Origin of the sequence: Gymnodinialimonas ulvae (assembly GCF_037543845.1) — a bacterium.
Lineage (GTDB): Bacteria > Pseudomonadota > Alphaproteobacteria > Rhodobacterales > Rhodobacteraceae > Gymnodinialimonas > Gymnodinialimonas ulvae.
The window spans coordinates 728,465-755,040 of the sequence record NZ_JBBIFX010000002.1 but is presented as its reverse complement, the minus strand read 5'-3'; the positions used below and the strand labels follow the sequence as shown (position 1 = coordinate 755,040).

Annotated in this window: 23 protein-coding genes and 1 tRNA gene; 17 read left to right on the top strand and 7 right to left on the bottom strand. The window is 62.6% G+C overall.

Annotation, left to right across the window (positions count from 1 at the left end):
- Positions 1-26: 26 nt before the first annotated feature.
- Entirely contained in the window at positions 27-1,553 is a 1,527-nt protein-coding gene (locus V8J83_RS13560) for a cryptochrome/photolyase family protein (RefSeq protein WP_339986939.1), read from the bottom strand.
- On the bottom strand, positions 1,550-2,215 hold the full coding sequence (locus V8J83_RS13555; protein WP_339986938.1) for an SDR family NAD(P)-dependent oxidoreductase: 666 nt from the start codon (positions 2,213-2,215) through the stop codon (positions 1,550-1,552). Before V8J83_RS13555 ends, V8J83_RS13560 begins: the two co-directional genes overlap by 4 nt.
- A 79-nt stretch (positions 2,216-2,294) precedes the next feature.
- Here V8J83_RS13555 and V8J83_RS13550 point away from each other — a divergent pair, with 79 nt between their 5' ends.
- From V8J83_RS13550 to V8J83_RS13510, 9 genes are all read left to right on the top strand, one after another.
- Positions 2,295-2,942, top strand: a complete 648-nt coding sequence (locus V8J83_RS13550) for a histidine phosphatase family protein (RefSeq protein ID WP_339986937.1) — start codon at positions 2,295-2,297, stop codon at positions 2,940-2,942.
- A 263-nt stretch (positions 2,943-3,205) separates the two neighbouring features.
- Positions 3,206-4,768 carry a 2-isopropylmalate synthase gene (locus tag V8J83_RS13545; protein WP_339986935.1) on the top strand — a complete coding sequence of 521 codons (1,563 nt, stop codon included), beginning with the start codon at positions 3,206-3,208 and terminating at the stop codon, positions 4,766-4,768.
- 38 nt (positions 4,769-4,806) lie between these two features.
- Positions 4,807-5,601 carry a hypothetical protein gene (locus V8J83_RS13540; protein ID WP_339986934.1) on the top strand — a complete coding sequence of 265 codons (795 nt, stop codon included), beginning with the start codon at positions 4,807-4,809 and terminating at the stop codon, positions 5,599-5,601.
- Between the two features lie 122 nt (positions 5,602-5,723).
- The gene (locus V8J83_RS13535; protein WP_339986933.1) at positions 5,724-6,764 is read left to right on the top strand and encodes a rod shape-determining protein; all 1,041 of its coding nucleotides are present in this window, start codon (positions 5,724-5,726) and stop codon (positions 6,762-6,764) included.
- Between the two features lie 27 nt (positions 6,765-6,791).
- On the top strand, positions 6,792-7,742 hold the full coding sequence (gene mreC, locus V8J83_RS13530; protein ID WP_339986932.1) for a rod shape-determining protein MreC: 951 nt from the start codon (positions 6,792-6,794) through the stop codon (positions 7,740-7,742).
- A 1-nt stretch (position 7,743) separates the two neighbouring features.
- Positions 7,744-8,271 carry a rod shape-determining protein MreD gene (locus V8J83_RS13525; protein ID WP_339986931.1) on the top strand — a complete coding sequence of 176 codons (528 nt, stop codon included), beginning with the start codon at positions 7,744-7,746 and terminating at the stop codon, positions 8,269-8,271.
- 16 nt (positions 8,272-8,287) lie between these two features.
- Complete coding sequence (mrdA, locus tag V8J83_RS13520) at positions 8,288-10,249, top strand: penicillin-binding protein 2 (protein WP_339986930.1); 1,962 nt, start codon at positions 8,288-8,290, stop codon at positions 10,247-10,249.
- The gene (rodA, locus tag V8J83_RS13515; protein WP_339986929.1) at positions 10,246-11,385 is read left to right on the top strand and encodes a rod shape-determining protein RodA; all 1,140 of its coding nucleotides are present in this window, start codon (positions 10,246-10,248) and stop codon (positions 11,383-11,385) included. The genes mrdA and rodA overlap by 4 nt, the downstream gene beginning before the upstream one ends.
- A 9-nt stretch (positions 11,386-11,394) precedes the next feature.
- Positions 11,395-12,336, top strand: a complete 942-nt coding sequence (locus V8J83_RS13510) for a 2-hydroxyacid dehydrogenase (protein WP_339986928.1) — start codon at positions 11,395-11,397, stop codon at positions 12,334-12,336.
- Here V8J83_RS13510 and V8J83_RS13505 read toward each other — a convergent pair.
- Both V8J83_RS13505 and V8J83_RS13500 read right to left on the bottom strand, forming a co-directional pair.
- A complete protein-coding gene (locus tag V8J83_RS13505) occupies positions 12,333-13,106 on the bottom strand; it encodes an SseB family protein (RefSeq protein WP_339986926.1) in 774 nt (257 codons plus the stop codon). The genes V8J83_RS13510 and V8J83_RS13505 overlap by 4 nt on opposite strands.
- Positions 13,103-13,711 carry a uracil-DNA glycosylase family protein gene (locus tag V8J83_RS13500; protein WP_339986925.1) on the bottom strand — a complete coding sequence of 203 codons (609 nt, stop codon included), beginning with the start codon at positions 13,709-13,711 and terminating at the stop codon, positions 13,103-13,105. Before V8J83_RS13500 ends, V8J83_RS13505 begins: the two co-directional genes overlap by 4 nt.
- 84 nt (positions 13,712-13,795) lie before the next feature.
- Here V8J83_RS13500 and V8J83_RS13495 point away from each other — a divergent pair, with 84 nt between their 5' ends.
- The 8 genes from V8J83_RS13495 to V8J83_RS13460 all read left to right on the top strand — a co-directional run bounded on the left by V8J83_RS13495 (position 13,796) and on the right by V8J83_RS13460 (position 21,760).
- The gene (locus tag V8J83_RS13495) at positions 13,796-14,170 is read left to right on the top strand and encodes an ArsR/SmtB family transcription factor (protein WP_339986924.1); all 375 of its coding nucleotides are present in this window, start codon (positions 13,796-13,798) and stop codon (positions 14,168-14,170) included.
- A complete protein-coding gene (locus tag V8J83_RS13490) occupies positions 14,163-15,197 on the top strand; it encodes a permease (protein ID WP_339986923.1) in 1,035 nt (344 codons plus the stop codon). Before V8J83_RS13495 ends, V8J83_RS13490 begins: the two co-directional genes overlap by 8 nt.
- 222 nt (positions 15,198-15,419) lie before the next feature.
- Entirely contained in the window at positions 15,420-16,718 is a 1,299-nt protein-coding gene (locus V8J83_RS13485) for a Na+/H+ antiporter NhaA (RefSeq protein WP_339986922.1), read from the top strand.
- A 164-nt stretch (positions 16,719-16,882) separates the two neighbouring features.
- Positions 16,883-17,542 carry an ABC transporter ATP-binding protein gene (locus V8J83_RS13480; RefSeq protein ID WP_339986921.1) on the top strand — a complete coding sequence of 220 codons (660 nt, stop codon included), beginning with the start codon at positions 16,883-16,885 and terminating at the stop codon, positions 17,540-17,542.
- Positions 17,520-19,394 carry a KpsE/RkpR family capsule polysaccharide export protein gene (locus V8J83_RS13475; RefSeq protein ID WP_339986920.1) on the top strand — a complete coding sequence of 625 codons (1,875 nt, stop codon included), beginning with the start codon at positions 17,520-17,522 and terminating at the stop codon, positions 19,392-19,394. The genes V8J83_RS13480 and V8J83_RS13475 overlap by 23 nt, the downstream gene beginning before the upstream one ends.
- 48 nt (positions 19,395-19,442) lie before the next feature.
- Entirely contained in the window at positions 19,443-20,276 is an 834-nt protein-coding gene (gene kdsA, locus V8J83_RS13470; RefSeq protein ID WP_339986919.1) for a 3-deoxy-8-phosphooctulonate synthase, read from the top strand.
- Positions 20,276-21,610 (top strand): mechanosensitive ion channel domain-containing protein, encoded by a 1,335-nt coding sequence (locus tag V8J83_RS13465; protein ID WP_339986918.1) that lies wholly within the window; start codon positions 20,276-20,278, stop codon positions 21,608-21,610. The genes kdsA and V8J83_RS13465 overlap by 1 nt, the downstream gene beginning before the upstream one ends.
- Before the next feature lie 75 nt (positions 21,611-21,685).
- Positions 21,686-21,760, top strand: a tRNA-Gln gene (locus V8J83_RS13460).
- A gap of 173 nt (positions 21,761-21,933) precedes the next feature.
- On the opposite strand, the gene V8J83_RS13455 is transcribed toward V8J83_RS13460, so the two are convergent.
- The 3 genes from V8J83_RS13455 to V8J83_RS13445 form a co-directional block, all read right to left on the bottom strand.
- Complete coding sequence (locus V8J83_RS13455; RefSeq protein ID WP_339986917.1) at positions 21,934-22,089, bottom strand: hypothetical protein; 156 nt, start codon at positions 22,087-22,089, stop codon at positions 21,934-21,936.
- A gap of 1,009 nt (positions 22,090-23,098) precedes the next feature.
- The gene (locus V8J83_RS13450; protein ID WP_339986916.1) at positions 23,099-25,384 is read right to left on the bottom strand and encodes a TRAP transporter permease; all 2,286 of its coding nucleotides are present in this window, start codon (positions 25,382-25,384) and stop codon (positions 23,099-23,101) included.
- Positions 25,385-25,412: 28 nt separating this feature from the next.
- A complete protein-coding gene (locus V8J83_RS13445) occupies positions 25,413-26,468 on the bottom strand; it encodes a TAXI family TRAP transporter solute-binding subunit (protein ID WP_339986915.1) in 1,056 nt (351 codons plus the stop codon).
- Positions 26,469-26,576 lie beyond the last annotated feature (108 nt).

Below are 26,576 nucleotides of genomic sequence, written 5' to 3'. Positions count from 1 at the left end.
CAAAATCGGGGCGGACCATACGCCGTTCAAACCCGCACTCCCCTGTCCAGACGGTCGAGAAAAGCCTCTGCGCTTTGCAGGGTATCGGCCCGTTTTTCTTCAGACATCCGCATCCAGGTTCGGTACATCTGAGCCATACGGGGGTTCTTGCCAAACCGCGCCTTGTGTCGGTCCAGAAACGCCCAGTACAGATAGTTGAACGGGCACGCCCCCTCCCCGGTCTTGACCTTCACGTCGTAGGCGCAGCCCTTGCAATAATCGGACATCTTGTTGATGTAATTCCCGCCCGAAACATAGGGCTTGGATCCCACGACACCGCCATCTGCGAATTGGCTCATCCCGATAACATTGGGGGCCTCGACCCATTCGTAGGCATCCGCGTAAACGGCAAGGTACCATTCGTGCACCTCGTGCGGGTCGATCCCGGACAAAAGCGCGAAATTGCCTGTGACCATGAGACGCTGAATATGGTGGGCGTAGGCCTCATCGCGGGTTTGGGCCACGGCCTCGGACAGGCATGTCATGGAGGTGTCCGCATCCCAGTAAAAACCGGGCAGCTTGCGGTCATGGTTCAGCGTGTTGCGTCGCGTGTATGCGGGGCCCTCCCTGAAGTAGATCCCGCGCATGTACTCGCGCCATCCGACGATCTGCCGGATGAAGCCTTCGACCGCGTTCAGGGGCGCGTCGCCATCCTTGTAGGCCTGCTCGGCGGCGGCACAGATCTCCGTCCAGCTCAGCAATCCCGCGTTGAGATACATCGACAGGATCGAGTGATAGAGGAACCGCTCCCCCTCCATCATCGCATCCTGAAAATCGCCAAATCGCGGCAGGGCCGTCTTGATGAAATGGCTCAGGGCGCGGCGGGCCTGCGCGGTGTCAGTGGCGAACCAGAATGGACGCAACGCGCCGAAATTGTTCCCGAAGCGCGCCTCGACCAGCGTCAGGACCTCTTCCACCGTTTCATCCGGCGTGAATTGCATCGGCGCGGCATCGATTGAACCGGGGGGCGGCTTGCGATTGTCGTGGTCGTAATTCCACTTGCCACCCTCGGGCTTGTCGCCATCCATCAGAAGCCCCGTCTTGCGCCGCATCTCACGGTAGAAAAACTCCATGCGGAGTTCCTTGCGGCCCTCGGCCCAAGCGTCGAATTCGCCATGCGAGCACAAGAAGCGATCGTCGGGAAAGATGTGGACCGGGATGGGCATCTCTTCCAATGCGTCGATCAGACGGAATTCTCCGGGCTCGGTGGCAAGGCACTCTTCGGCTCCGGTCTCCTCGCAGGCGCGCAGGATTTCACCGGGGATTGAGCCGGCATTATCGGAATCGTCGAGTTTGGTGTAGCGCAGGGTCCAGCCATCACGGTGGAGGCTTTCGGCGAATTTGCGCATCGCGGCAAAAAGAAACGCAATCTTCTTGGGGTGGTGGGGTACATAGGTCGCCTCGTCACCGACCTCGGCCATAAGGATCACGTCGCGGTCCTTGTCGGCCTCGCGGAGCGCGCGGATTTCGGGCGACAGCTGGTCGCCCAGAATTACGACAACGCGCGGTTTCACCACGGGACCTCGGCCCCCGAATAGTCGTAGAAGCCGCCCGATTGCTCGGGCTTGAGGCGCTCCATCACATCGCACAGCAGGCGCGCCGTTTCATCGGCCGGCGTGGTCTTGTTCTTGGCGGCATAGTCCGCCGTGAACGGCGTGGCGACCGTTCCCGGGTGCAAAGCCACGGCGATGGCGTCACGGTGGGTACGTTTCAATTCCACGGCCGCCCCATGGACCAACATGTTGGCGGCCGCTTTGGACGCGCGGTAGCTGTGCCAACCGCCGATCTTGTTGTCCCCGATGGACCCAACGCGCGCGGTCAAAACGGCACTGACCGAGCGACCCGTTTTGGGCAAAAGTCGCGGCAAGTGGCGCAGGACATTTGCCGTTCCAAAGGTGTTGACCGAAAAAACCTCGGCCATGGCACGCGGATCCATTGCGGAGAGCTGTTTTTCGGGCGTGTGGCCAGACGCCGCGAGGATACCGGTGGCCACAAAGACCGTGTGAAATGGACCAGGCAATGCACCAAGGATATCGTCTACGGCGTCCACATTGGTCACGTCAAACCCATCCGCGCGACGCGACAGGCCCGTGACGTTGCCGCCCCGCGCGCGCATTTCGGCCACCATGGCCTGCCCGATCCCGCCGGACGCTCCGATGACAAGTGCGTTGATCATGGCGTGGGCAGGTAAGGCCATGCGGGCTTGCGTCAAGCGCAGGGCGCGTTAGACGGGGCGGCAAAAGAGGAAAAGCGTCATGGGTGAATTGATCCTGGTCCGGCATGGGCAAGCAAACTCCGGGGCCACGACGGAAGAGGATTACGACCGCCTTTCGAAGCTTGGGCACCAACAAGCCAAGTGGTTGGGAGACTGGTTTGCGGACCAGGAAGCGCCGTTTGATCAGGTCTACCGCGGCACCATGCGGCGGCATCGCGAAACCGCCGAGGGGCTGCGATTTGGCCAGGCCGATGCCGATGATCGCCTGAACGAGTTGGATTATTTTGCGTTGGCCCGCGACATGGAAATCACCCACGGCGTCCGCATCCCAGCGACGCAGCAGGACTTCGCGGATCACATCCCCCAGACATTAAAAGCCTGGCACGCGCAAGAAATCGACGGGGCGGAGCCGTTTGCCCAGTTCGAAGCGCGGATTGCCACGGTCCTGGCCGAGGCGGCGGTGCCGGGGCGGCGGGTGATGTGCGTGACCTCCGGCGGGGTAATCGCGATGTCACTGCGCATCGCATTGGGATTGGACATGGACCGGCTGGCGCAAGTGTTGCTGCCGATTTTCAACTCGTCGGTGCATCGGTTTCGAGTGGTGGAGCGGGGCACGTTCCTGACCAGCTTCAATGCGATCCCGCATTTGGAGGGCTCGGAGCGCACGGACGCGAGGACCTGGGTGTAGTTAACGGGCGAGCAACCGCGCGTCCGTTCCCGAATTCCAGGAGAAACGCTCGGACCCAGCTCCAAGGGCTTTTCATTTCCGATTTCCGGTGTATCGTGCGATCCATGTTGACCAAGCAGCCTCATATTCCCACCCGCGCGGCCCCGGCCTGCGCGCGCCTGCTTGGCCTTCTCCTCCTTAGCCGCCTCTGAGCGTGCCATTCGGCGCGACCGCTCAGGGGAGGGATAGCGCCGGAGACACATTTCACCGCTAAGGAACACGACATGACCACCGACCAAAACCGCGTCTTGATTTTTGACACCACCCTGAGGGACGGCGAGCAATCGCCAGGCGCCACGATGTCCCACGACGAAAAGCTGGAGATTGCCGGCCTGCTCGACGAGATGGGTGTCGACATCATCGAAGCAGGTTTCCCGATTGCCTCCGAGGGCGATTTCGCTGCCGTATCGGAAATTGCCAAGAACGCCGCGAATTCGACAATTTGCGGGCTGGCGCGCGCCAATTTCAAGGATATCGACCGGGCGTGGGAGGCCGTCAAACACGCTAAATCCCCCCGCATTCACACCTTTATCGGCACCTCACCGCAGCACCGGGCCATCCCGAACCTGACGATGGACGAGATGGCCGACCGCATCCACGAGACGGTCACCCATGCCCGCAACCTGTGCGACAACATCCAATGGTCGCCCATGGATGCGACGCGGACCGAATGGGATTATCTGGCGCGCACCGTGGAGATCGCGATCAAGGCGGGTGCCACCACGATCAACATCCCCGACACCTGCGGCTACACAGCGCCGGTTGAGTCCGCCGATCTGATCCGTCGCCTGATCGCCGAAGTTCCGGGTGCGGATGAAATCATTTTTGCCACGCATTGTCACAATGACCTCGGCATGGCGACGGCCAACTCGCTGGCTGCGGTCGCAGGCGGCGCGCGGCAGATCGAATGCACGATCAATGGGTTGGGCGAACGGGCGGGCAACACCGCGTTGGAAGAGGTCGTGATGGCCATGAAGGTGCGTCACGACATCATGCCCTACACCACCGGCATCGACTCGACCAAGATCATGCACCTGAGCCGCCGGGTTGCGACTGTCTCGGGCTTCAACGTGCAGCCCAACAAGGCGATTGTCGGCAAGAATGCCTTTGCCCATGAGAGCGGCATTCACCAGGATGGCATGCTGAAAAGCGCCGATACGTTCGAAATCATGCGCCCCGAAGACGTGGGTCTGACTGAGACGAATATCGTCATGGGCAAGCACTCGGGACGCGCCGCGTTGCGGTCGAAGCTGAAGGATCTGGGCTATGACATGGCCGACAATCAGCTCAACGATCTGTTCGTGCGGTTCAAGGCGCTGGCGGATCGCAAAAAGGAAGTCTTCGACGATGACCTGATCGCGCTGGTCACGGATGCGGGCAGCGACGGCGAGGGCCATCTGGAGGTCAAGTTCCTGCGCGTGATCTGCGGGACGGAAGCGCCGCAATCGGCCGACCTGACGTTGCGGGTCGGCAATGACGACATGCAGGCGACGGCGCAAGGCGACGGCCCGGTGGATGCGGCGTTCAACGCGGTCAAGGCGCTGTACCCGAACGAGGCCGTCTTGCAGCTGTATCAGGTGAGCGCCGTGACCGAAGGCATGGACGCGCAGGCGACCGTGACCGTGCGCGTCGCGGAAGACGGGCGCATCGCCACGGGCCAGTCGGCGGATACTGATACCGTGGTGGCGAGCGTGAAGGCCTATGTGAACGCGCTGAACCGGTTGATCGTGCGCCGCGAGAAGACCGGCGGCGATGTGAAAGAGGTCAGCTACAAGGATGTGGGATAGGGCCTTGTGCGCGCGTGGGTCGACGGCAAGGCGTGCCCATGCCCTCTGAATTCGGGGGAGGAATCGAGGCCGACGTCGCCGCGCAATACAACGTGCTGCGGCGGCGGATCGAACGGTGCCGCAGCATCGTGATAGCCGACGACGCCGCCCCGCGCGACCCGGTCACGTTCCATGACCGCCCCTTGGGCATGGAAGCGCAATTGTTCGTCGGCCTGCTGCAAGACCTCGACCGGCTCGGGCTCTGGCATAAGGCGCTGGCCGGGGTCGGGGTCGTCGAAGAAGGTGACCCCTGCCCCTATGGGTTTGTGTTGCAGGACCTATCGACATTCGACAGCGGCGTGACGGGATTGGCGATCATGGCCACGGACTTCGATGGCGGGACGCGGTCGGTCTTCGCGCTTGATCCCGAAACCATGTTCAAGGCGCGCGGCGGTCTGCGGGTCTACACCCACATCCGCCGCAAGCAGACACTGTCAGTGCCCGCGTTTGCGTCACGGCATGCCTCGATGCTGTCGTTTGGCGTGCGGATGTTCGCTGATCCGGTTGCGCCGCAAGGCAGCGGACTAGGGCTGGAGGTCCGGGACCCTGAGGTGTTCTTCGAGGAGATGGACAAGGCGTTCGGGCCGCCTGCGTCGCTTGGGGGTGGGGCCCTGCATTATGACGCGGGCAATGTGGCTTGTGTTTATGAACCCTATGGCATCGTTCATGCGCATTTTCGCATACGCGACATCGACGCCCCGGTCCTGCTGTCGGAGCGCTTGTTGGAGGCCGTGGATTTCAGCCGACGCGGCTTGGAGGCCACGTTGGACCGGGACCGCGCACGCCGCGCCTGACCGCCCGTCCGATACCGCGCCCCTTGCGGCGTTAAGGGTCTAACGTCTATATGCCTGAGACTCTGGTGGGCATCCTCGTGAAGGGGAGGCCCTTTTTTGAATTGACGAACGGACGACGCTTCATGGTCGGATTTCTTGGCAACCTCTTCTCGTCCGACATGGCGATTGACCTCGGGACGGCGAATACGCTCGTGTACGTGCGTGGTCGGGGCGTCATCCTGAACGAGCCCTCGGTGGTCGCCTATCAGGTCAAGGACGGCGTGAAAAAGGCGCTGGCCTTCGGTGAAGACGCGAAACTGATGCTGGGTCGAACGCCCGGGTCCATTCAGGCCATCCGGCCCATGCGCGACGGCGTGATTGCCGATTTCGACGTGGCCGAGGAGATGATCAAGCACTTCATCCGCAAGGTCCATAAGCGCACGACGTTCAGCAAGCCGAAGATCATTGTCTGCGTCCCGCACGGCGCGACCCCGGTAGAGAAACGCGCCATTCGCCAATCGGTCTTGGGCGCGGGTGCGCGTAAAGCGGGCCTGATCGCGGAACCTATCGCGGCGGCCATCGGCGCAGGCATGCCCATTACTGATCCGACCGGGTCCATGGTTGTGGACATTGGCGGCGGGACCACCGAGGTGGCGGTTCTCTCACTGGCCGATATCGTCTACGCACGTTCGGTGCGCGTGGGTGGTGACCGGATGGACGAGGCGATCATCAGCTACCTGCGGCGGCAGCATAACCTGTTGATCGGTGAGTCGACGGCGGAACGCATCAAGACCTCTATTGGCACCGCACGAATGCCCGACGACGGGCGCGGCGCGTCGATGCGCATCCGGGGGCGCGACCTTCTCAACGGTGTGCCCAAGGAAACCGAGATCAGCCAGGCGCAGGTTGCCGAAGCGCTGGCCGAACCCGTGCAGACGATCTGCGAGGCCGTTATGGGCGCGCTGGAGGCGACCCCGCCCGATCTGGCCGCTGACATCGTGGATCGCGGCGTGATGCTAACCGGTGGTGGCGCACTTCTGGGCGAGCTGGACCTGGCCCTTCGTGAGCAGACAGGTCTTGCCATCAGCGTGGCTGACGAAAGTCTGAACTGCGTGGCGCTCGGCACCGGCAAAGCGTTGGAGTATGAGAATCTCCTGCGTCATGCGATAGATTACGACAGTTAATCCAAGCCAACCCCCGAGAGGCATCCTTTGGCCCGGGACAGTTACGACGATTCCTACACGCGACCCGTCCGGCGTTTGCTGTTGGCGGTTCTGGTGCTTTTGCTTGTCTCGCTGGTCCTGATCTGGCGTATCGACAACCCGCGGATGGAACGGATGCGGGCCGCCATCGTCGACCGCTATGTGCCCAACATGGAATGGGCGATGGCGCCGATCACCGGCATCGCGCGCATGGCCGAAGACTTCCAAAGCTATACCCGTCTTTTTGAGCAAAATCAGGAACTTCGCCGCGAACTGCAGCAAATGCGCGCTTGGCGCGAAGCGGCCCTGCAACTGGAACAGGAAAACGCGCGCCTGCTTGATCTGAACCGTGTGCAACTGGACCCGGAGTTGACCTTCGTGACCGGCATCGTGCTGGCCGACAGCGGCTCGCCGTTCCGCCGCTCCGTCCTTCTGAATGTTGGCGCGCGCGACGGCATTCTTGACGGATGGGCGACGATGGACGGGCTCGGCGTGGTCGGCCGCATCTCTGGCGTCGGCGATAGCACGTCGCGGGTGATGCTTCTGACCGATGCCGCCAGCCGCATTCCTGTGACGATCATGCCCTCGGGTCAACAAGCTCTCCTGATGGGTGACAACAGCGCGAACCCAGTGCTGGATTTTGTCGAAGACCCCGAAGATATCGCCGCCGGTGATCGGATCGTGACCTCCGGAGATGGTGGGTTGTTTCCACCGGGTTTGCTGGTCGGGCAAGTGGTTTTCACCTCTGACCGTCGCCTGCGCGGGCGCCTGTCTGCGGATTTGCAGCGCTTGAATTTCCTGCGCGTGATGCGCAGCCATCCCGGCACGACACTGGATGATCCCGCCGACCTGATCGGCCCACCCTGGCCGCCCGTCGGCATGGTCGTGGATCAGAGCGGGGCCCTTGTACCCGATCCCTCCGCGCGTGCAGAGGCGCCGGACCCGGACGAAAGCGAATGACATGAGTGCGCTTTCAACCCGCCATGTCTGGACCTACCGCGCGCTCTTCGTGGTGGCGGCATTGACTTTGATCACGCTGAAGCTGTTGCCCCTCAACCTCGCCGCTGTCGGCGTGCCGGGCCCGGATCTTCTGCTGCTTTTGGCTTTTGCATGGATGTTGCGGCAACCGGCGGTGGTGCCGCTTGGCTCGCTTTTGTGCGTGTTCCTGCTGGCCGACTTCCTGTTCGAGCGTCCGCCCGGTCTTTGGACCCTGCTGGTGCTTCTAGCCTCCGAAAGCCTACGGCGCAGACGACTGACGATGTCGGAATTTCCGTTCCTTCTGGAGTGGGGCGGCGTGGCGGTCACGATCATGGGCATGGTTTTGCTCAACCGGCTGGTTTTGTGGATCTTGCTGGTGGATCTCGACCCGCTCGGGCTTACGTTGGTGCAGGGGATCGTCACGATTGTGACCTACCCGATCGTCGTTGCCGTCTCGAAATTTGTGTTTGGTTTGCGTAAACTTGGCCCTGCCGAGTTGGAAGCCCTTTGAAAATCCGTCATCACCCATGAAACGCACGCAACGTGAAATTGAAGACAGCGCCCGCACGGTCACGCGCCGTGGTCTTGTGGTGGGCGGTCTGTTTGTGGGCACAGCCGCGATTCTCGCGGGACGGATGCGCTATCTTCAGGTCGAGCGCGCCGATGATTTCCGATTGCTGGCCGAAGAAAACCGCATCAACCTCCGGCTCCTGCCTCCGGCTCGCGGCCTGATCTTTGATCGCAACGGCGTCCTTCTTGCCGGAAACGAGCAGAATTACCGCATCACCCTGGTGCGCGAGGATGCCGGCGATGTGGACGCGGTCCTCGACGAGGTGGCGCGGCTCGTGAACCTCGACCTCGTGTCGCTGGAAAGGGCCCGGCAAGAGATCCGCAATCGCCCCTCTTTCGTGCCGGTGACCATCGCCGACCGCCTGAGTTGGGAGGAGCTGTCGGCGGTGGCCGTCAACGCACCCGCGCTTCCCGGTGTGAACCCCGAAGTGGGGCTCAGTCGGGTCTATCCGCTGGGTGCGGATTTCTCGCATGTTGTGGGCTACGTCGGCCCGGTCTCGGATTGGTATCTGGAGCAGACGGGGGACACGGACCCGGTGCTGCAAATTCCTGATTTTCAGGTCGGTCGCTACAATATCGAAGACAAGGCCGAAGCGATGCTGCGCGGGCGCGCCGGCACCAGCCGGGTGGAGGTCAACGCCTCGGGACGGATCATGCGCGAGGTCGACCGCGACCCGGCCACGCCCGGAAGCGATGTGCAACTGACCGTCGACGCAGGGCTACAGAACTATGTCGAGGCCCGCATGTACGGCGAAAGCGCGGGTGCCGTGATCATGGATTGCGAAACCGGCGATGTGCTGGCCTTGGCTTCCGCACCGACCTTTGACCCCAACCTGTTCGTGCGCGGCATCTCTCAGACGCAATGGAACGGCCTGAACGAAGACCCCTACCGCCCGCTGGCCAACAAGGCGACCCAAGGCCTTTACCCGCCGGGCTCGACCTACAAGATGGTTGTGGCTCTGGCCGCGTTGGAAGGCGGCTTCATCACTCCGGACGAAACGGTTGCCTGCCCCGGCCATATGGAAATCGGCAATCGCCGCTTCCATTGCTGGCGGCGCGGCGGGCATGGGCGGATGAACCTGCTCGAAAGCATCAGCCAATCCTGCGATGTTTATTATTACGAACTCGCGCAGCGGGTCGGGATCGAGAATATCACCGCCATGGCGTTACGGCTTGGTTGCGGCGTGCGCCATGATCTTCCGATGAGCGGGATCGCCGAAGGGCTTGCCCCGACGATGGATTGGAAGCGCCGCCGTTTCTCGGAGGATTGGGTTGTCGGCGATACGCTGAACGCCTCCATCGGGCAGGGCTTTGTCCTGGCTTCGCCGCTGCATCTGGCCGTGATGACGGCGCGGCTGGCCAGCGGCAAAATGCTGGAGCCGAACTTGATCCGCTCGGTGGAAGGCGTTCCGCAGCTCCGGCGCACACCCGAGGATCTGGGCGTAAACCCCGACCATCTTGCCCTGATCCATCAGGGCATGTGGCAGGTGAACAACGACAATCGCGGCACCGCCTTCCGCAGCCGCGTGACGAACGATGCCTATTCGATCGCGGGAAAAACCGGCACCAGTCAGGTGCGCAACATCACTGCCGCCGAACGTGCCGAGGGTGTGATCCGCAACGAGGATCTGCCGTGGGAACGGCGCGACCATGCGCTCTACGTGGGCTTCGCACCCTATGACAATCCGCGCTATGCGGCGGCCGTGATTGTCGAGCATGGCGGCGGCGGCTCAGTCGCGGCGGCGCCGATCGGGCGTGACATCCTTCTGCGCGCACAGGTCGGCGATGTGCCCCCGGCCGAGCTCTACCCGGTCAGTCAGCGCCGCGACATCGAAACCATGCACCGCACACTCCCGATCTTCGAGGCCCCGCCACAGCCGTCGGGCCGCACGCCGGGACGGGGGGGGCAGGACGCGTGAGCTTTCTCGAATACAACGTCAAATCCGCGCCCACCGGCTGGTCAAAGATCCTTCACCTGAACTGGGCGCTGGCGCTTTTGTTGATCAGCGTGGCCTGCGTCGGGTTCCTGATGCTCTATTCTGTTGCGGGCGGCTCGTTCCAACCCTGGGCCGAGACGCAGATGCAGCGTTTCGGCATGGGCTTTATCGCGATGATCATCGTGGCGCTGGTGCCGATCTGGTTCTGGCGCAACATGTCGGTGCTGGCCTACGCCATATCGATCCTGTTGCTGATCTATGTGGAGTTCTTCGGGGCCACGGGCGGTGGCGCGCAGCGTTGGATCGATCTTGGGTTCATGCGGCTGCAACCCTCAGAGATGGCCAAGATCACCGTCGTGATGATGCTGGCGGCCTATTACGACTGGCTCGATCTCGAAAAGGTCTCGAACCCGCTTTTCGTGGCGATCCCCTTGCTGATCATCGGCGTGCCGGTGGGTCTGACCTTCATCCAGCCCGACCTCGGCACCTCGCTTTTGATGCTGATGGGCGGCGGTGCCGTGATCTTCATGGCAGGCGTCCATTGGCTCTATTTCGCCTCTGTCATAGCTCTGGCTGTCGGAACGGTGACCGCAGTTTTCGCCAGCCGTGGGACGGATTGGGCGCTGCTTGCAGATTACCAATACGCGCGGATCGACACGTTCCTTGACCCGACCCGCGACCCCCTTGGCGCGGGCTACCACATCACCCAAAGCCAGATCGCGCTTGGCTCCGGCGGGTGGACTGGGCGTGGCTTCATGCAAGGTACGCAGATCCAAGGCGACTTCCTGCCGGAAAGCCACACGGATTTCATCTTCCCGACCTTGGCCGAGGAATTCGGCTTTGTCGGCGCGGCCTCTCTGCTGCTGCTCTACGTGCTGATCCTGGTGTTCTGCATCGCCACCGCGTTGATGTCGCGCGATCGCTACGCGTCATTGATGGTGATGGGGGTGGCGGTGACCTTCTTCCTCTATTTCGCGGTCAACATGGCGATGGTCATGGGGCTTGCCCCGGTCGTCGGGGTGCCATTGCCCCTGGTCAGTTACGGCGGCTCTGCGATGCTGGTGTTGATGGTGGCCTTCGGTCTGGTCCAATCGGCCCATGTCCACCGCGCGCGCTGAGGGTTTTCCATGTCCGATCCAGTGATCCTTTTCGCTGCCCGGCCTGAGCGGTGGGCCATCTACGAAGCCCCCTTGCGCCGTGCTCTGGCCAAGGCTGGCGTCTCGGACGCAGGCCTGACGCTGGAGGCCGCGCCATCCGACGTCGATTACATCGTCTATGCGCCCAATTCGACGGTGCAGGATTTCACCCCCTACACTCGGCTGAAGGCTGTCTTGAACCTCTGGGCGGGGGTGGAGCAGGTGGTGGGCAACGACACGCTGACCGTCCCGCTCGCGCGGATGGTTGATGTCGGGCTCACCGACGGGATGGTGGAATGGTGCGTGGGCCATGTGCTGCGCCACCACCTCGGGATGGACGATCACATCCATGGGCAGGACGGGGTCTGGCGCAATGGCAAGGTGCCGCCGCTTGCGCGGCACCGCAAGGTGGTTGTGTTCGGGCTTGGCGAATTGGGCCGCGCCGTCGCACAGGCTCTGGTTCCGCTTGGCTTTGACGTGAGCGGTTGGGCGCGGTCGGAAAAGCAGATCGAGAGCGTGCGCTGCTTTGCCGGGCCCCAGGGTTTGGACGGGGCATTGCAGCGCGCCGAAATCGCGGTGCTGCTCCTGCCTGACACGCCCGCAACCACGGATCTGTTCGATGCGGCCCGTCTTGCACGGATGCCGAAGGGGGCCGTCCTGATCAACCCCGGGCGCGGTCCGCTGATTGATGACGCGGCTCTGTTGGCCGCGCTGGATCGCGGGCATATCGGCCACGCGACGCTGGACGTGTTCCGCGAAGAACCCTTGCCGCCCGAGCACCCCTATTGGGGGCATCCGTCGGTGACGGTCACGCCCCATATCGCCTCGGAAACCCGGCCCGATACCGCGTCAGAGGTGATTGCCGAGAACATCCGGCGCGGGGAAGCGGGCTTGCCGTTTGTCCATCTTGTGGACCGCAAGGCCGGGTATTAGCGTAACCGTGGTGGGGTGTCGGGGTCTCTGCCTGGGGCTTTGAGGGGCGTGGCCTCGGTTGGTTGCGGCAAATCAAACCGCAGTCCAACGCGTGCAAGCTGCGCGCAGAACGGATCGGACGCCCGGAAAAATCCGACATCAAGGCTGGCAGCTTCGAGGCCGGAAAAGGTCAGCGCTTCGGCCACCAGTTGCGCCAAGGCTCCTTCCGCGCCGGGGGCCGGATCGACGAAGGCCAGAAGGTGGCTCTGGCGCCCGTCTGCGAAGCTGGTCGCCACAAGATAGGCCATCGCGGCGCGGCCCGTTGCCGTGGCGAGGCGCAGGTCGAGTGCGGTCAGAAGCGCTTCGGGCAGGTTGGTCGGAGGGCGGACCTCTTCGGGCTGATCCTCAACTTCGGCGGGCTGTTCCGACAGGACACCCGCAAGCCAGCCCATGGCCTCATGCTCAAGAACCGTCTCGGAGGGCGCGCCGAGGTTGATGCCGAGGCCAAGGCCCGCATCGTTCAACATGTCCGCCAATGCCCGGCCCGACATCGCGGCATAGGGGGCCTCGGCTCCCGCAAAATCGGCGAGGCGTTCGTCGCGATCGAAGGCCAAAACCAGATCGGCACCCTCAACGGTGAACACGCGGGGCTTGATGCGGTCGCCGGTGGCGTCCTCCTCCAGCAGCAGGACCAGCTCGGACGCGGCGAGGCGGTCGAACCATCCAAGGCGCGCGGCGGTATCGTCGGGATTTGCGGCCATCGCGGCAAAGGCGGTGTCGAGTGGCGTCATTCGGCAAGGACCTCAGCGATGCGGGCGCGCAGAACCGGGAGGAGTTCGGCGTCGAACCACGGATTTTTCTTCAGCCACGCGGTATTGCGCCACGAAGGGTGAGGCAAGGGGAAGACGGCGGGCGCATGGTCGCGCCAGTTTTGGACGCGGGCCGTGACGCTTTCGCGGCCACCGAGATGCCAGTTCTGAGCGTAGGCGCCGATCAGGAGGGTCAGGCGGATATCGGGGAGACCCGCAAGAACATCGGCGCGCCAGGTCTCGGCGCAGATCTTGGGCGGCGGCAGGTCCGAGCCTTTCGCGTCGTAGCCGGGAAAACAGAAGGCCATGGGCACGATGGCAATGCGGGAGCGGTCGTAGAAGGTCGGCTCATCAACGCCCATCCAAGCGCGCAGACGGTCGCCGGAGCGATCCCAGAAGGGGGTGTTCGCTTCATGGACGCGCAGGCCGGGGGCCTGACTGGCGATCAGAATGCGGGCGCCGGGGGCGAACCAGGCGACCGGGTTGGGGCGATGCGCAGTCCTTGTCTGCGCGAATCTATCAGCGCAGATCCGGCAGGATTTGAGGCGAGTGTGCACGGGCTGTGCACGCGTGATCAAAGGCTTCATGGCCGTTGAATTACGATTAACCACCAACAAAACAAGGGGCTTGCATCATTTCTATATTTCTATAATAATAGAAATATTATGAACATGGTTAACAACACCCCCCGCCCCCTGCCCGACGCCCCCTCCGACACGGATGGCGTCAGCCCCGAAGAGGAGCTGACGATTGTGTCGAGCGCGTTTGCAGCGCTGGGGTCGGAAACCCGGCTTGCCATCGTCCTGCGCCTCGTGCGCGCGGGCCACAGCGGAATTGCGACAGGGGAACTGGGCGAAGCGGTGGGTGTCACGGGCTCGGTCCTGACGCACCACCTGAAGCACCTCAAGGCGGCTGGCCTGATCTATCAGGAAAAAGACGGGCGGCGGATCATGTGGTTTGCGGACCATGATTTCGTGGGCGACATCTCGCATTTCATGGTGAAGGAATGCTGCGTGGACGATCAATGGGTGATCAAGAATGGCTGACCAATCGCTGAACCCCTGGACACTGCCCGCGCTTTGGAAGCGGATCGACAAGGCGTGGGCCGTTGTCGTTTTGATTCCGTTGGTGGTGCTGATCCTTGATGCGCCGATGGCGGGACCGGTCATCACAACGGCGGCAAAGGCCTTTGCGGGCACGGTGCCGATCATCTTGTTCGCGATCACGGCGGTGGCCTATATCAAGGCCTCGGGCGCAGAGACACTGATCGCCAAAGCCTTTACCGGCAACCCGGCGCGGATGATCTTCATGGCAGCCCTGCTTGGCGGGCTGTCGCCGTTTTGCTCGTGCGAGGTGATCCCGTTCATCGCAGCCCTTCTGGCGGTGGGCGCGCCGTTGGCGGCGGTGATGGCGTTCTGGCTGGCCTCGCCGTTGATGGATCCGGCGATGTTCTTTGTGACGTCGGGCGAATTGGGGCTGGCCTTTGCCGTCGGCAAAACGGTCGCGGCGGTGGGCCTTGGCCTGTTTGGGGGCTTTGCAACGCTGGTCTTCGCGCGATCCCCGGTGTTCGCCGACCCTTTGCGGGCAAAGCCGAAGGTCGGCGGATGCTGCGGCGTGAAAGAGCCGTTTCAGGGCACGCCGCTTTGGGCGTTCTGGCGCGAGCAGCCCCGGCGCGCGGCCTTCCGGGACTCGTGGATCGACAACGCGCTGTTCCTCGCGAAATGGCTGATGATCGCATATCTCTTCGAGGCGCTGATGATTGAATACGAGACGACGCAATATGTGGCGCAATTCCTTGGCGGCGAAAGCGTCTGGACCGTGGTGGTGGCAGCGCTTGTGGGCATGCCCGCCTATCTCAACGGCTATATGGCCGTGGGGTTGATGGGCGGTCTGGTGGAGCAGGGCATGAACCCGGGCGCGGCGATGAGTTTCGTGATCGCCGGGGGCGTCAGCAGCATTCCGGCAGCGGTCGCGGTCTGGGCGTTGGTGAAGCCGCGGGTGTTCGCGGCCTATCTGGGCTTTGCGCTGACCGGGGCGATTGTGGCGGGCATGGCATGGAGTGTCGCGGCCTGAACGACGCACCATGCGTCGGATCGGCACCGGGCACCACCTGTGCGTTTCGCGCCGTACAGGCCAACTAACCCGCTATGCAGGCACGAAAAAGCCGCCCGGCGGACTGCTTTTCTCTTCCTGATGCAACTTTTGCGTGTTTATGATGGGGTGTGATCGCCTGTCCCATGGACGCCCCTCGTTGGTTTGGCTAATCACCACAAAACGAGAAGCGGGAGGGACGGCATGTACCGCGTTTGGAATTTCATAACGGGATATTCAATCCTGTTGATCAGCGGTGCGATCATCGCGTTGATCTGGGCCAATCTGGACCTGATCGCGCCGGTGGCCGGAAACAGCCATTACTGGGCCGATCTCTACCATGATTTCGTGGAATTCGTGATCTGGCACGACGCGCCGATCGGGCATTTGCATGATGACGGACACGGCCACGTGGTGCGCGATCTGACGCTGCATTACCTGGTCAATGACGTGTTGATGGCCCTGTTCTTCGCGATTGCCGCGAAAGAGGTGTGGGAGGCCGTGATCCTGAAGAACGGCAGCCTGCGCGGCAAGAAGGCGGCGACGCCGCTGGTGGCGACGGCGGGCGGCATGTTCGGGCCCATCGCGGTCTACCTTGGCCTGGCGTATTTCCTTGGCTCCGACACCTATGACGCGGTGGCGAACGGGTGGGCGATCCCGACGGCGACGGATATCGCGTTCTCCTATCTGGTCGGGCGGCTTGTGTTCGGCGCAGGCCATCCGGCGGTTCGGTTCTTGTTGTTGCTGGCGATTGCCGATGACGCGGCGGGGCTTTTGATCCTGGCGATTTTCTATCCGTCGGGCGATCTGGCACCGGTGTGGTTGTTGTTGTCGCTGTTTGCGTCGGTTGGGGTGTTTGTGGTGTTCAACTGGTTGCCGCGGCGTCTGGACCGTGGCGATCAGGTGCGCCGCCGGTCGACCTGGGTGCGGCAGACCTTGTCGTTCTGGCCCTATCTTCTGGCCGCTTGCGCAAGCTGGTACGGGTTCATGATGTCGGGCCTGCACCCCGCGCTGGGATTGTTGCCGATCGTGCCGACGATCCCCCATGCGGACCGGGCGTTTGGCCTGTTCTCGGCGGCGGAAGAGCATTTGCATGACCTGTTGAACCAGATCGAACATGCGTTGAAATACCCCGTCGAAATCATTCTGGGCCTGTTCGGATTGATGAATGCGGGCGTCGCGTTCAGCGCGATGGGCGATGCGACGTGGTTGGTTCTGGCGGGGCTGTTGATTGGCAAGCCGGTGGGGATCTTCCTGTTCGGTTGGGTCGCGGTGGTTCTCTTGCGGCTTGGGTTGCCTCAGGGCATGCGGATGGTCGATCTGGTGGTGATCGGGTTTGTCGCGGCGATCGGGTTCACCGTGTCGCTCTTCGTGGCCTCGGTCGCGTTCGAGCCGGGCGCGGTACAGGATGCCGCCAAGATGGGCGCTTTGTTCAGTTTTGCAGCGGCGGCGGTGGCCATCGTGGCAGGCCAGGTGACGCGGGTTCAGAAACAGGAATTGTGAACGCGCGGGTCTCCGCTGCTCCATTCAAATTGAAGAAAATGCCCTGTATTATCTATGCCGTATCGGACATAATCTGGCCCTAAAGGTGGGGTATGTTTCCGAAATGGTGACGTGACGCCGGTAAGAACGCACGCGCCACTGGGCAGAATTTGGGCGGCAGACGTATGTTGGAGTTTTCAGGGGTTTCGAAATCCTTCTGGACGGGTGAGCGCCGCAAGGTGATCCTTGACCAGGCCTCGTTTCGCGTCGACATCGGCTATTCGATGGGCATTCTGGCCCCCAACGGCACCGGCAAGACCACGCTGATCAAGATGATGTGCGGGCTGGAAAAACCCGATGAGGGGCTGATCACGCGCGATGCGCGGATCTCGTTCCCGCTGGGGTTCATGGGCGGGCTGATCAACAAACTCTCGGCGATGGAAAACTGTCGCTACATCGCGCAGCTTTACGGCCTCGACCCCGATTATGTGGAGGCGTTCTGTCGCTGGCTGTGCGGGATCGAGGAATATTTCGACATGCCACTGGGGACGTATTCCTCGGGCATGCGGGCGCGGTTCAACTTTTCGCTCCTGCTGGCGTTGGAATTTGATATCTACCTGATCGACGAGGGGATGCCGGCCTCAACGGACGCCAATTTCAACCGGCGCGCGGGCAACATCCTGGCGGAACGGCTGAAGAATGCGACGGTTGTGATCGTGTCGCACCAGGCCCAAACACTCGAAAAATTCGCGCGGCGTGCAGCCGTTCTCAGAGACGGGAAACTGCACTCGTTCGACACGCTGGAAGAGGCGAAGCAGCTTTATGACTACGAAACCCAAGGCTAGAAAATTCCGCATCCGGCGCAATGATGGCGTGGCCCCGACCGGCGAGACGCGCCAGGCGGAGGCCAATGACGCGCGTCAGGATGCCGGCCAGGCAGCCGCGAGCTCCGCTGCTGCGGTCACGGACGCCGATTACACCTTGCCGGAGGTGACAGAGGACGGTTTTGGCGATGAGCCGATGCCGGGGTCTGCGGCCTATGAGCGCGCCGCACGGCTAAAGGCCAGTCAAAACAGCGGCAAGGCCGCAGCGCAGCCCGCAGCGCAGCCCGCGACGCAGGGCGGCGCAGAGGCCGGCGCAGCGGACGCAGGGGCCGGCGCGGTCACCGGCGCCGGAACCGGCGGGGCGAATGGTGGACCGCAAAGCGTGGAACAACAGCTGGCCGCGATCCGTGCCGAAGGGCTGACGGGGCGTCAATTGCGCATGGCGCGGCGGCTGGCCCAGAAACAGGGCTTGCAGCCTTCGTCGGATTTCGATGCGGTACGCCTTCTGCGCAACCGTGGGATTGATCCGTTCAACCAATCCTCGATGCTGGAACTGGTCGTTGATGATCCCGGCACGGGCGGCGGCACTGCGGCGGCGGGTGCCGCGGGCGCGGCTGCGGCCACGGGCAATACCCTGCCGGTGCGCGCAGCCACGGCGAAACTGCCCTCGACCGAGGTCAACGCCCCTCCCCCGCCGCCCGGTGCAGGCGCGGCCCTTGGATCCGAGGACAGGGCCGCGGAAATCATGCGCGTGCAGCGCGACATCGCCGCGCGCCGTCGCCGCAAGCTGGTGCAACTGGCCGCGCGGCTGGCTTGCTTTGTGCTGCTGCCGACGATCCTGGTGAGCTACTATTTCTATGCGGTCGCCACCCCGCTCTACGTCACCAACACGGAATTCGTGATCCAGAAAGCCGAAGCGCCGACCAGTGGCGGCGGCGGCCTGGGCAGCCTTCTGGGCGGGGGCGGATTTGCCACCACACAGGAATCGATCACTGTTCAAAGCTACCTTGAAAGCCGCGAGGCGATGCTACGGCTTGACGAAGAGCTTGATTTCAGGGGGCATTTTTCGGGGGATAACATCGACCCGCTGACACGCCTGTCGCCCGATGCAACGGTCGAACAGATGTATGACACCTATCTGCGCAACCTTGTGATCAGCTATGATCCGACCGAGGGGCTGATCCGCATGGATGTGTTGGCCGCCGATCCGGTTGTCAGCCAGCGGTTTTCCGAAGCGTTGATCGGATATGCAGAGGAGCGGGTCGAAGAGATGTCGGCACGCGTCCGGGCCGATGGCATGGCCGGCGCGCAAGAGGCCTTCAGCGATGCCGAAACCCGCGCCGCAGTGGCACAAGCGCGGGTTCTCGAGCTGCAACAGCAGCTTGAAGTGGTCTCGCCAGAGGCGGAGCTGAACCTTGTGTTCACGCAGATCTCAAGCCTTGAAGCGCGGTTGACCGAAGAACGCTTGCGCCTTGCGGAAATGAACGCAGCCTCGCGTCCGAATGCCGGTCGTGTGGCCGCATCCGAGGCGCAGATCGAGCGCTTGGAAGCGCAGGTTGCGGAGATGCGGACAGCGCTGACCGGGGGCGAAGTGTCTTTGGCACAGGTGCAATCGGAGCTGGTCGTGGCGCAAGCCGACCTGGAAACCCGGCGTCTGATGCTGACCGAAGCGATGCAGGCGCGCGAAGCCGCCCGGATGCAAGCCAACCGGCAATCGTTGTATATTTCTATGGGCGTTTTCCCTGTGCCCCCCGATGAAGCGGCGTTCCCGAAGGCCTTCGAGAATACCCTGCTTGCCTTCGTGGTCTTTTCTGGCATCTACCTGTTGATATCGATGACCGCCTCGATCCTGCGTGAACAGGTCAGTTCCTGACCCCATCCAACGCCGTTCGGGGCCACATGGCCCCGGAGGGTTTACAGCATGTATGACGTTGAGATTGGTGCGCTGACAGTGTCGAACGCGGCGCCTTTGACGGTGATTGCGGGGCCGTGCCAGTTGGAAAGTCTCGACCATGCGCGCAAGATCGCGGGCCATATGGCCGAGGTCTGCGCAAAGGCGGGTGCGCAATTCATCTTCAAGGGCAGCTACGACAAGGCCAACCGTACGTCCTTGGGCGGCAAGCGCGGGCTTGGCATGGACGCGGGCCTGCGCATCCTGTCGGCGATGCGGGAGGAATTCGGCTGCCCTGTGTTGACCGATGTGCATGCGCCCGAGCAATGCGCGCCGGTGGCGGAGGCGGTCGACGTCCTGCAGATCCCGGCGTTCCTGTGTCGTCAGACCGATCTTTTGCTGGCGGCGGGGGAAACGGGGGCAGCGATCAACGTGAAGAAGGGGCAGTTCCTGGCCCCGTGGGACATGGCGAATGTGGCCGAGAAAGTCGCGAGCACCGGCAATCGGCGGATGCTTTTGACGGAACGCGGCGTGTCCTTCGGGTACAACGCCTTGGTGGCGGACATGCGGTCGTTGCCGGAAATGGCGAAAACGGGCTACCCGGTGATCATGGACGCGACGCATGCCGTGGCGCAGCCCGGGGGCCTGGGCGGATCGAGCGGCGGGCAGCGGGAATTCGCGCCGGTTCTGGCGCGCGCGGCGGTGGCCGTGGGCGTGGCGGGCGTGTTCCTCGAGACGCATGAAGACCCGGACAATGCGCCGAGCGACGGGCCGAACATGATCCGGCTGGACGACATGGAGAGCGTGATCGGCGTGTTGATGGCGTTGGACAAGGTCGCAAAGGCGGCCCCGGTGGCGGTGTGATGCGGCGGCTCAAGCTCCTCGGGCCGTTGGCCCTTCTCGCCTGTATTTTGTGCGGGCCGGTGGCTGCGCAATCTGACGGCACGCAGCCCGACGGGACGATCACGGTCGAAAGTGACCGGGCGCAGGATTTTGCGACGCGCGACCGGATCATGGCGATTCTGGGCCAGTTGGACGGCTACGGGGATGTGCGCGCGACGGTGTCCAATGGGATCGTGACGTTGCGCGGCACGGTGGTGGATGCGGGGCGGATTGAGGATCTGAACGAGCTGGTGGCGCGGGTCGAAGGCGTTGTGGCCATCGAGAACGGTGTGACGGAAAGCACCGATGTGGTGGAGCGTCTGAACCCGGCGCTGGAGCGGATGCGGGAGCGGACAGAGCAGGCGATTGCGTTCTCGCCGCTCATCCTTGTGGCACTGTCGGCGGCGGTGGCGATGTGGCTGTTCGGCTTCTGGCTGGCGCGGCGGCATTGGCCGTGGGAGCGGTTGGCGCCGAATGCGTTCATAGCGGACATTTACCGGCAGGTGGTACGGTTGGCCTTCGTGGTGCTTGGCGTGGTTCTGGCTCTGGATCTGCTGAACGCGACGGCGCTTTTGGGGACCATTCTGGGAGCGGCAGGCATCGTGGGGCTGGCGATCGGGTTCGCGGTGCGTGACACGGTGGAGAATTTCATCTCGTCGATCATGTTGTCGATCCGGCAGCCGTTCCGGCCCAAGGATCTGGTCGAGATCGAGGGGGATCTGGGCCATGTGATCCGGCTGACGAGCCGGGCGACGATCCTGTTGAGCCTGGACGGGAACCACATCCGCATCCCGAATGCCACGGTCTTCAAGGCGCGGATCATCAATTACACCCGCAACGATGAGCGGCGGTTCACATTTCTGCTTGGCGTGCAGGCGGATGCGGATATCGCCGAGGCACAGCGGATCGTTCTGGCGGCATTGACCGAGTTGCCATTTGTTCTGGACGCGCCGGGGCCGGCGGTCTGGGTGGAAGGGCTTGGCGCATCGACGATCGACATCACGGCAGCGGGCTGGATCAAGCAGCACGAGACCGGGATCGGCATGGCCAAGGGTGAAGCGGTGCGCGTGGTCAAAGCGCGGCTGGAGGAGGCGGGCATCACCCTGCCGGAGCCGACCTATCGTCTGGCGGGGATCGGCGGGGCTGCACTGGGCGGATCGACCGCACCAAAGCCCGGCGCAAAACCCGCGCCGGTTCCGGTGCAGGCACAGGATGTGGGCATCGCGGAAGTCACCGCGCTGGAAGAGATTATCGAGGCCGAGCGCGAGGCGCTTCCCGAGGACGATCTGCTGCGCCGCGAGGCCCCGCAGGAATAGCGCAAATCGCCGTACAGAAATCGCATCCGAGGGCTTGATCCTCGCGCCCGTGCGTCGTATCTGCACCGGCACGGTTGGGGTGTAGCCAAGCGGTAAGGCAGCGGTTTTTGGTACCGTGTACCGTAGGTTCGAATCCTACCACCCCAGCCAGTCACCTGCCCAGATCGATACGGTGCGAGGTACTATGCAGATAGTGCCGTGGTGTCCGTCGGTCACGGGTATGCGTGCGTTATGCAGACCGTGAACGGCCCTATTTGTGCGCGAGGAACCGGCCCACGTCTGCACTTGGCAATTTCACAATATGAAGTGTGAGATTGCGGCAATCAGAGTGTCGCGCGTAAAGCGCGTTGATCTGTCCAGCCGGACGGCAGGTCGTGGGACTTGCACCAGTCCGAGGTGAACTCGCTCGGCTGTTGGCCGTCCAGCACATCCCGAACGATGTCAGCCGCGCGGAAGGCAAGGTCGATCATCTTGTGCATGCGTCGCCGGGAGGTACCCGCGGCCACAGCAATCTGTGCAAAGGTTGCGCCCGCCTTGATGCGCTCGTACCGGTCCAAGCAGGATCTGCGCATCGTTGTCGGCCGCCATGCCCGACAGTGCCGTGAAAACCCTTGACGATCGTCTCAGCGGATCCGCCCGGCACAAGCGATGCTCCAAAACCCGGCGTCGCCAACCGGCCATGAACAAGGCCTGCATTCGCCGCTCCGGTTCGTCAGTTGGCAGACGCGCCAAGCACCGGGGTGCTGTTTTCCGCTCTGCGCCACAAGACGCGAGTGCGGTTGAGAACGCAATTGAATTGACGAATTGACGAATGAGGCGGCGATGCGCGGTCAAAAACGTCTCCGGGGATCACAGGAACATCGGCTCGCTCGGCCACGTGCGTCTCCAGAATCTGGTGCAGGATGGCCTACTGATCTTCTTCGAGGCTCAACCCCATGAACTGCCGCCCCGGATGCAGATCTGCCGTATGCCGTGTTTTTCACCCTACACCATCACATAATACACGCGCAAAAATTCTATGGCCGGTGTGTCTGACGTCAGCGCTGATGGGACCACTTAGGGCCATTTGCCAGGAGAGGGTTTGTTGCTCATCGTAGCCACTGAGGAGTGGACGATGAGAAGGACACCGAAGCGCGTGGCGAGAAAATCGACAAAGATATCAAGCGCGCCACGCGGTGTCCGGATCGAATTTGGGTTCACGTCAGATGTGCTTGAGGCCAGAACCCGGAAGGCCCTTGAGTGCTCTACGGTACGCCGATGGGGTCTTGAGCAAAGGGAGCCTCGTCTTGAACGGGTCTCTGTCGAATATGTTGCGATGAGTGAGGCGGAGATCGATGCAAATTGCGATCCGCCTTATAGAGACAGCCGTGTGGCCTGCGACTGCAGAAGGTCCAAACCCTGCTCAGGGGCGGCTCTGGACTGTCAAAACGACTGTTTGTCAGAAAAACCCTAAGTGGTTTGAACCAAATTGCTGATCGGGCACCAATCCTACCGCTGCGTTCCGCTCCGATAATAGTGAACCACCACCAATACGCACGCCAGCACAGCCCCGGCTCCCATGACCACCGGCGTCTTCCAGAGAATGAGTATCGCGGCGAAAATCCGCAGTGACATTTCCCACGCGGAAAGTGCCGAACGGTCGTAACGGGCCAGTGCGGAAGCCAACAGGTATAAGGCTAAGGAAAGCCGGACAAGGAGCAGCGCAAGCGCACCGAATTCAATTTGGCCGGAATACCCGTCCATCAACACACGCCGCCCGGCCTCGTCGGTGATCGTGACGGCCTCCGGGATCAGCAGCAATTCGGGGTACCAGGCAAAAACGAAGGGGATTGTGAACATGACTATGCCCACCCGTACGGCCGAAAAAGCCGTGCGCATGGGTTCCGATCCCGTAATCGAGGACGCGGCGAAGGCCGCCACCGCGACGGGCGGCGTGATGGCCGATGCCACGGCGAAGTAGAAGACGAACATATTCGCAGTGAAGAAGCTGACTCCGAGCTGCGCCAGAAGCGGCCCAAGCAGCAAAGCGACGTTCACATATGCCGGAACGGTTGGCATCCCCATGCCCAGAAGGATGGCGCAAAACATGGCGCAAATCAGGGCAAGCATCAGATAAACGCCGCCTGCAATCGCGATTTCATAGCCCAGAATGCGGATCGACGTGACCTGTTCCAGCCATGTCGTGACGGCGCGGGTCAGCTCCCCTGTCAGCCCACTTTCGTTCAGGAACGCCGCAATAATTGACACCGCGAAGAGCAACAAGAACAAGCGCGAGATAAGGATGCCACCCTCGCCGAGCGCGATTGCGATCTTGCGGGGATATGCGCGCGTTTCCGGATCCAGAAGCATTAGCGGCAGCAAGACCGCCACGGCCCACCACCCCGCCGATACGGCATCGCCTGTCGCATTGACGATGGTCTGGACGACCGCATCCGGAAGCAAAAAGGCGATCCAGCTTTCACCGACCGCGTCCTTGTTTCCCAGAAGCAGGAACAGGATCACCAGAATAGGCAGGAAGATGATCCAGAGGTTGCGCCAGTCCTGCCGCTCCATGATCAGATCGTCAGGGATTGTCCGCATCGGCGCCACCCTTTCGCGGCGGGCCTGGAACATGACGGCGAGGAAGATCGAGAAGAAGAAGGCAACGGCCGGGATGAAGGCCGCCGTAATCACCTTGGTGTAGGGCACAGCCGTCAGCGCGACGAGGACGAAGGCAGCGATCCCCATGACCGGTGGCATGATCTGCCCGCCTGAGGAGGCGGCTGCCTCAACCCCGCCGGCAAATTGCGGCGAAAACCCATTGCGCCGCATCATCGGGATAGTGAGCCGTCCAGTCGACAGCACATTGGTGACGGGCCCACCGGTTATTGTGCCGAACATGGCGGAGGAGACGATGGCCGCATGCGCCGGCCCGCCGCGCAGGTTCCGCGTCAGACGCACGGCGAGTTTGATCAGCGACGTGCCGCCCGCCGACGACCCGAACAGCGCGCCAAGAACAACATAAGGGAAGACCTGGTTGATGATGATGTCCATGAACCGGCCCATGAACCCGTCGGGCGTGATGAAGACGTTCGTCGCCTTCTGGATCGCAGCGGCCAGCGCATCGCCCCCGTCAGCGCCCAGTTTGGTCAGAAAGAAGTTTTGCTCGCTCAGGTCGAAGACCCAGATCAGGGCCGTTGCCACGGTGTAGAGCACAACGATGCTGGCCACGATCACCAGCGGCAGGCCCCAGACCCGCACGTTGTAGAGAAAGAACAATAAGATGATCGTGAACAGCAACGGTAGAACCCAGATGCCCAGGCGGGCCTGACAGGCCGGCACCTCGGCGTCGAGGGTCATACCGGGGATCAGATCGGCGGACCGCTCCAGCGCGTCTTCGATCAAGCGCGCCCGTTCGCCGGTGATCTGGTCGATCAGGCAGACGGAGTCGATTTCGATCCAGAACCCCAGCGCGCCTGCCAATGCGGCCAAGACCAGACCCACATCCAGGGCAAGCCCCAACCAGGCGCGGGCAGGACGCGTCGTGCGCCATGTGCGGTAAAGGCTCGCGTCGAGCGCGACGATCACCATCATCAGCACAAATATCGGTGGAAAGAAGAATTCCGTGGGAAAGCCGGAAATGCGGAAGAACCGGATGCCCGTGCCCTCGCGCGCCCAATCCTGCAGCCCGGGGATCTCGGGCAAGGTGTTGAGCATACCGACACACACCAGAACAAACGAAAGGAACAGCGCAATGCGCTGTCCCCTTGGTTTCGTGATCTGTGCGTCGGTCACAGAGTTTTACCGGTTACGCGGCTGTCCCTCAGGGCCGCACGCAATCGGCGACAGTGTGCCCCGCATCCTCATAGGCGCGGATGGCACCGGGATGCATGGTCAGGGTGACCGCCCCACAAACGCCCTGGGTCGGCCCATCAATGTCGCCAAAGCTGAGGAACAGATAAGGGCCGCGTGGCGATCCGGTCAGGAAACGCTCCTGCCCCGCGAGGTAAGCGCTGGTGATTTGATAGGCCAGCTCTTCATCCATCGAGGCCGGAACGATCTGCGCGAATGCCAGCGCAAACGTGTCGAACGTGTCATCATCGGTGACGATCGTGATGTCATTGCCTTCATAGGCCGCGCGATACTCATCAACCGGGATGGAGTAGGCGACGTTGCCGGGCGCATTCAGGATCTGCTGCCCAAGCTCGCTTTCCAGGATGTCCGATGGAATGTCGTAAAGTGTCGTGCCGCCCGCTGCCGCGATGGCGATCTGGCGACCGGAGGGCAAGCCCTCGGGCAGCGTCCAGCCATCAACCGCACCGCCGGTGATCGTGGAAACCGTATCCGGCCACGGTGTCTGCACGCCTTCATAGCCTTCGCCGTCCTGCAAACCGCTGAGCAACTGGATCGCCGCGCGCCCCGTCGTCAGCGCCGCGCCCCGTGGCGGGCCGTTGTAGATCCGCATGCCTTCGATGTCGTCTGGGCTTTGAATGGCGCCGCTGTTGTAGTGACCAAAGAGTTGGGCGGACGGCGCAGAGAAGAATAGCGCCCGCAGGTTCCCGGCCAGCTCGGCCCCCTGTTCTTCCCCAAGGCCGGAATAGGGCCCTACCCCTCGCGACAGGAGGAACGGCAGGATCAGGGGTGCCGGTGCCATGTCCAACTGGCCTTCCGCGACGGCCTGCACCGAATTCGTGAGTGTGGCCCCTTCGGTAATCTGCATCGTGGCAACGCCGGCAGAATCCAGAACAGCCGCAAGGGTTGTATCGATGTAGTGCGGGGTCGACCCGGGCGACGTTGTCTCAGCCGTAAGTGTCGCCTGTGCAAACACGGCGGTTGGCAACGCGGCCAAAATCGCCCCGGCGATGGTCTTTCTGATCATGGCTTCCTCCCATTGCAGCGCCGTGGCGCAGGCAAATGACCCGCTTCCTGCGGGTTTCCCACAGGCACCGTTACAAAGATAATGTGACTTGTCACGTAAAATTTTCCT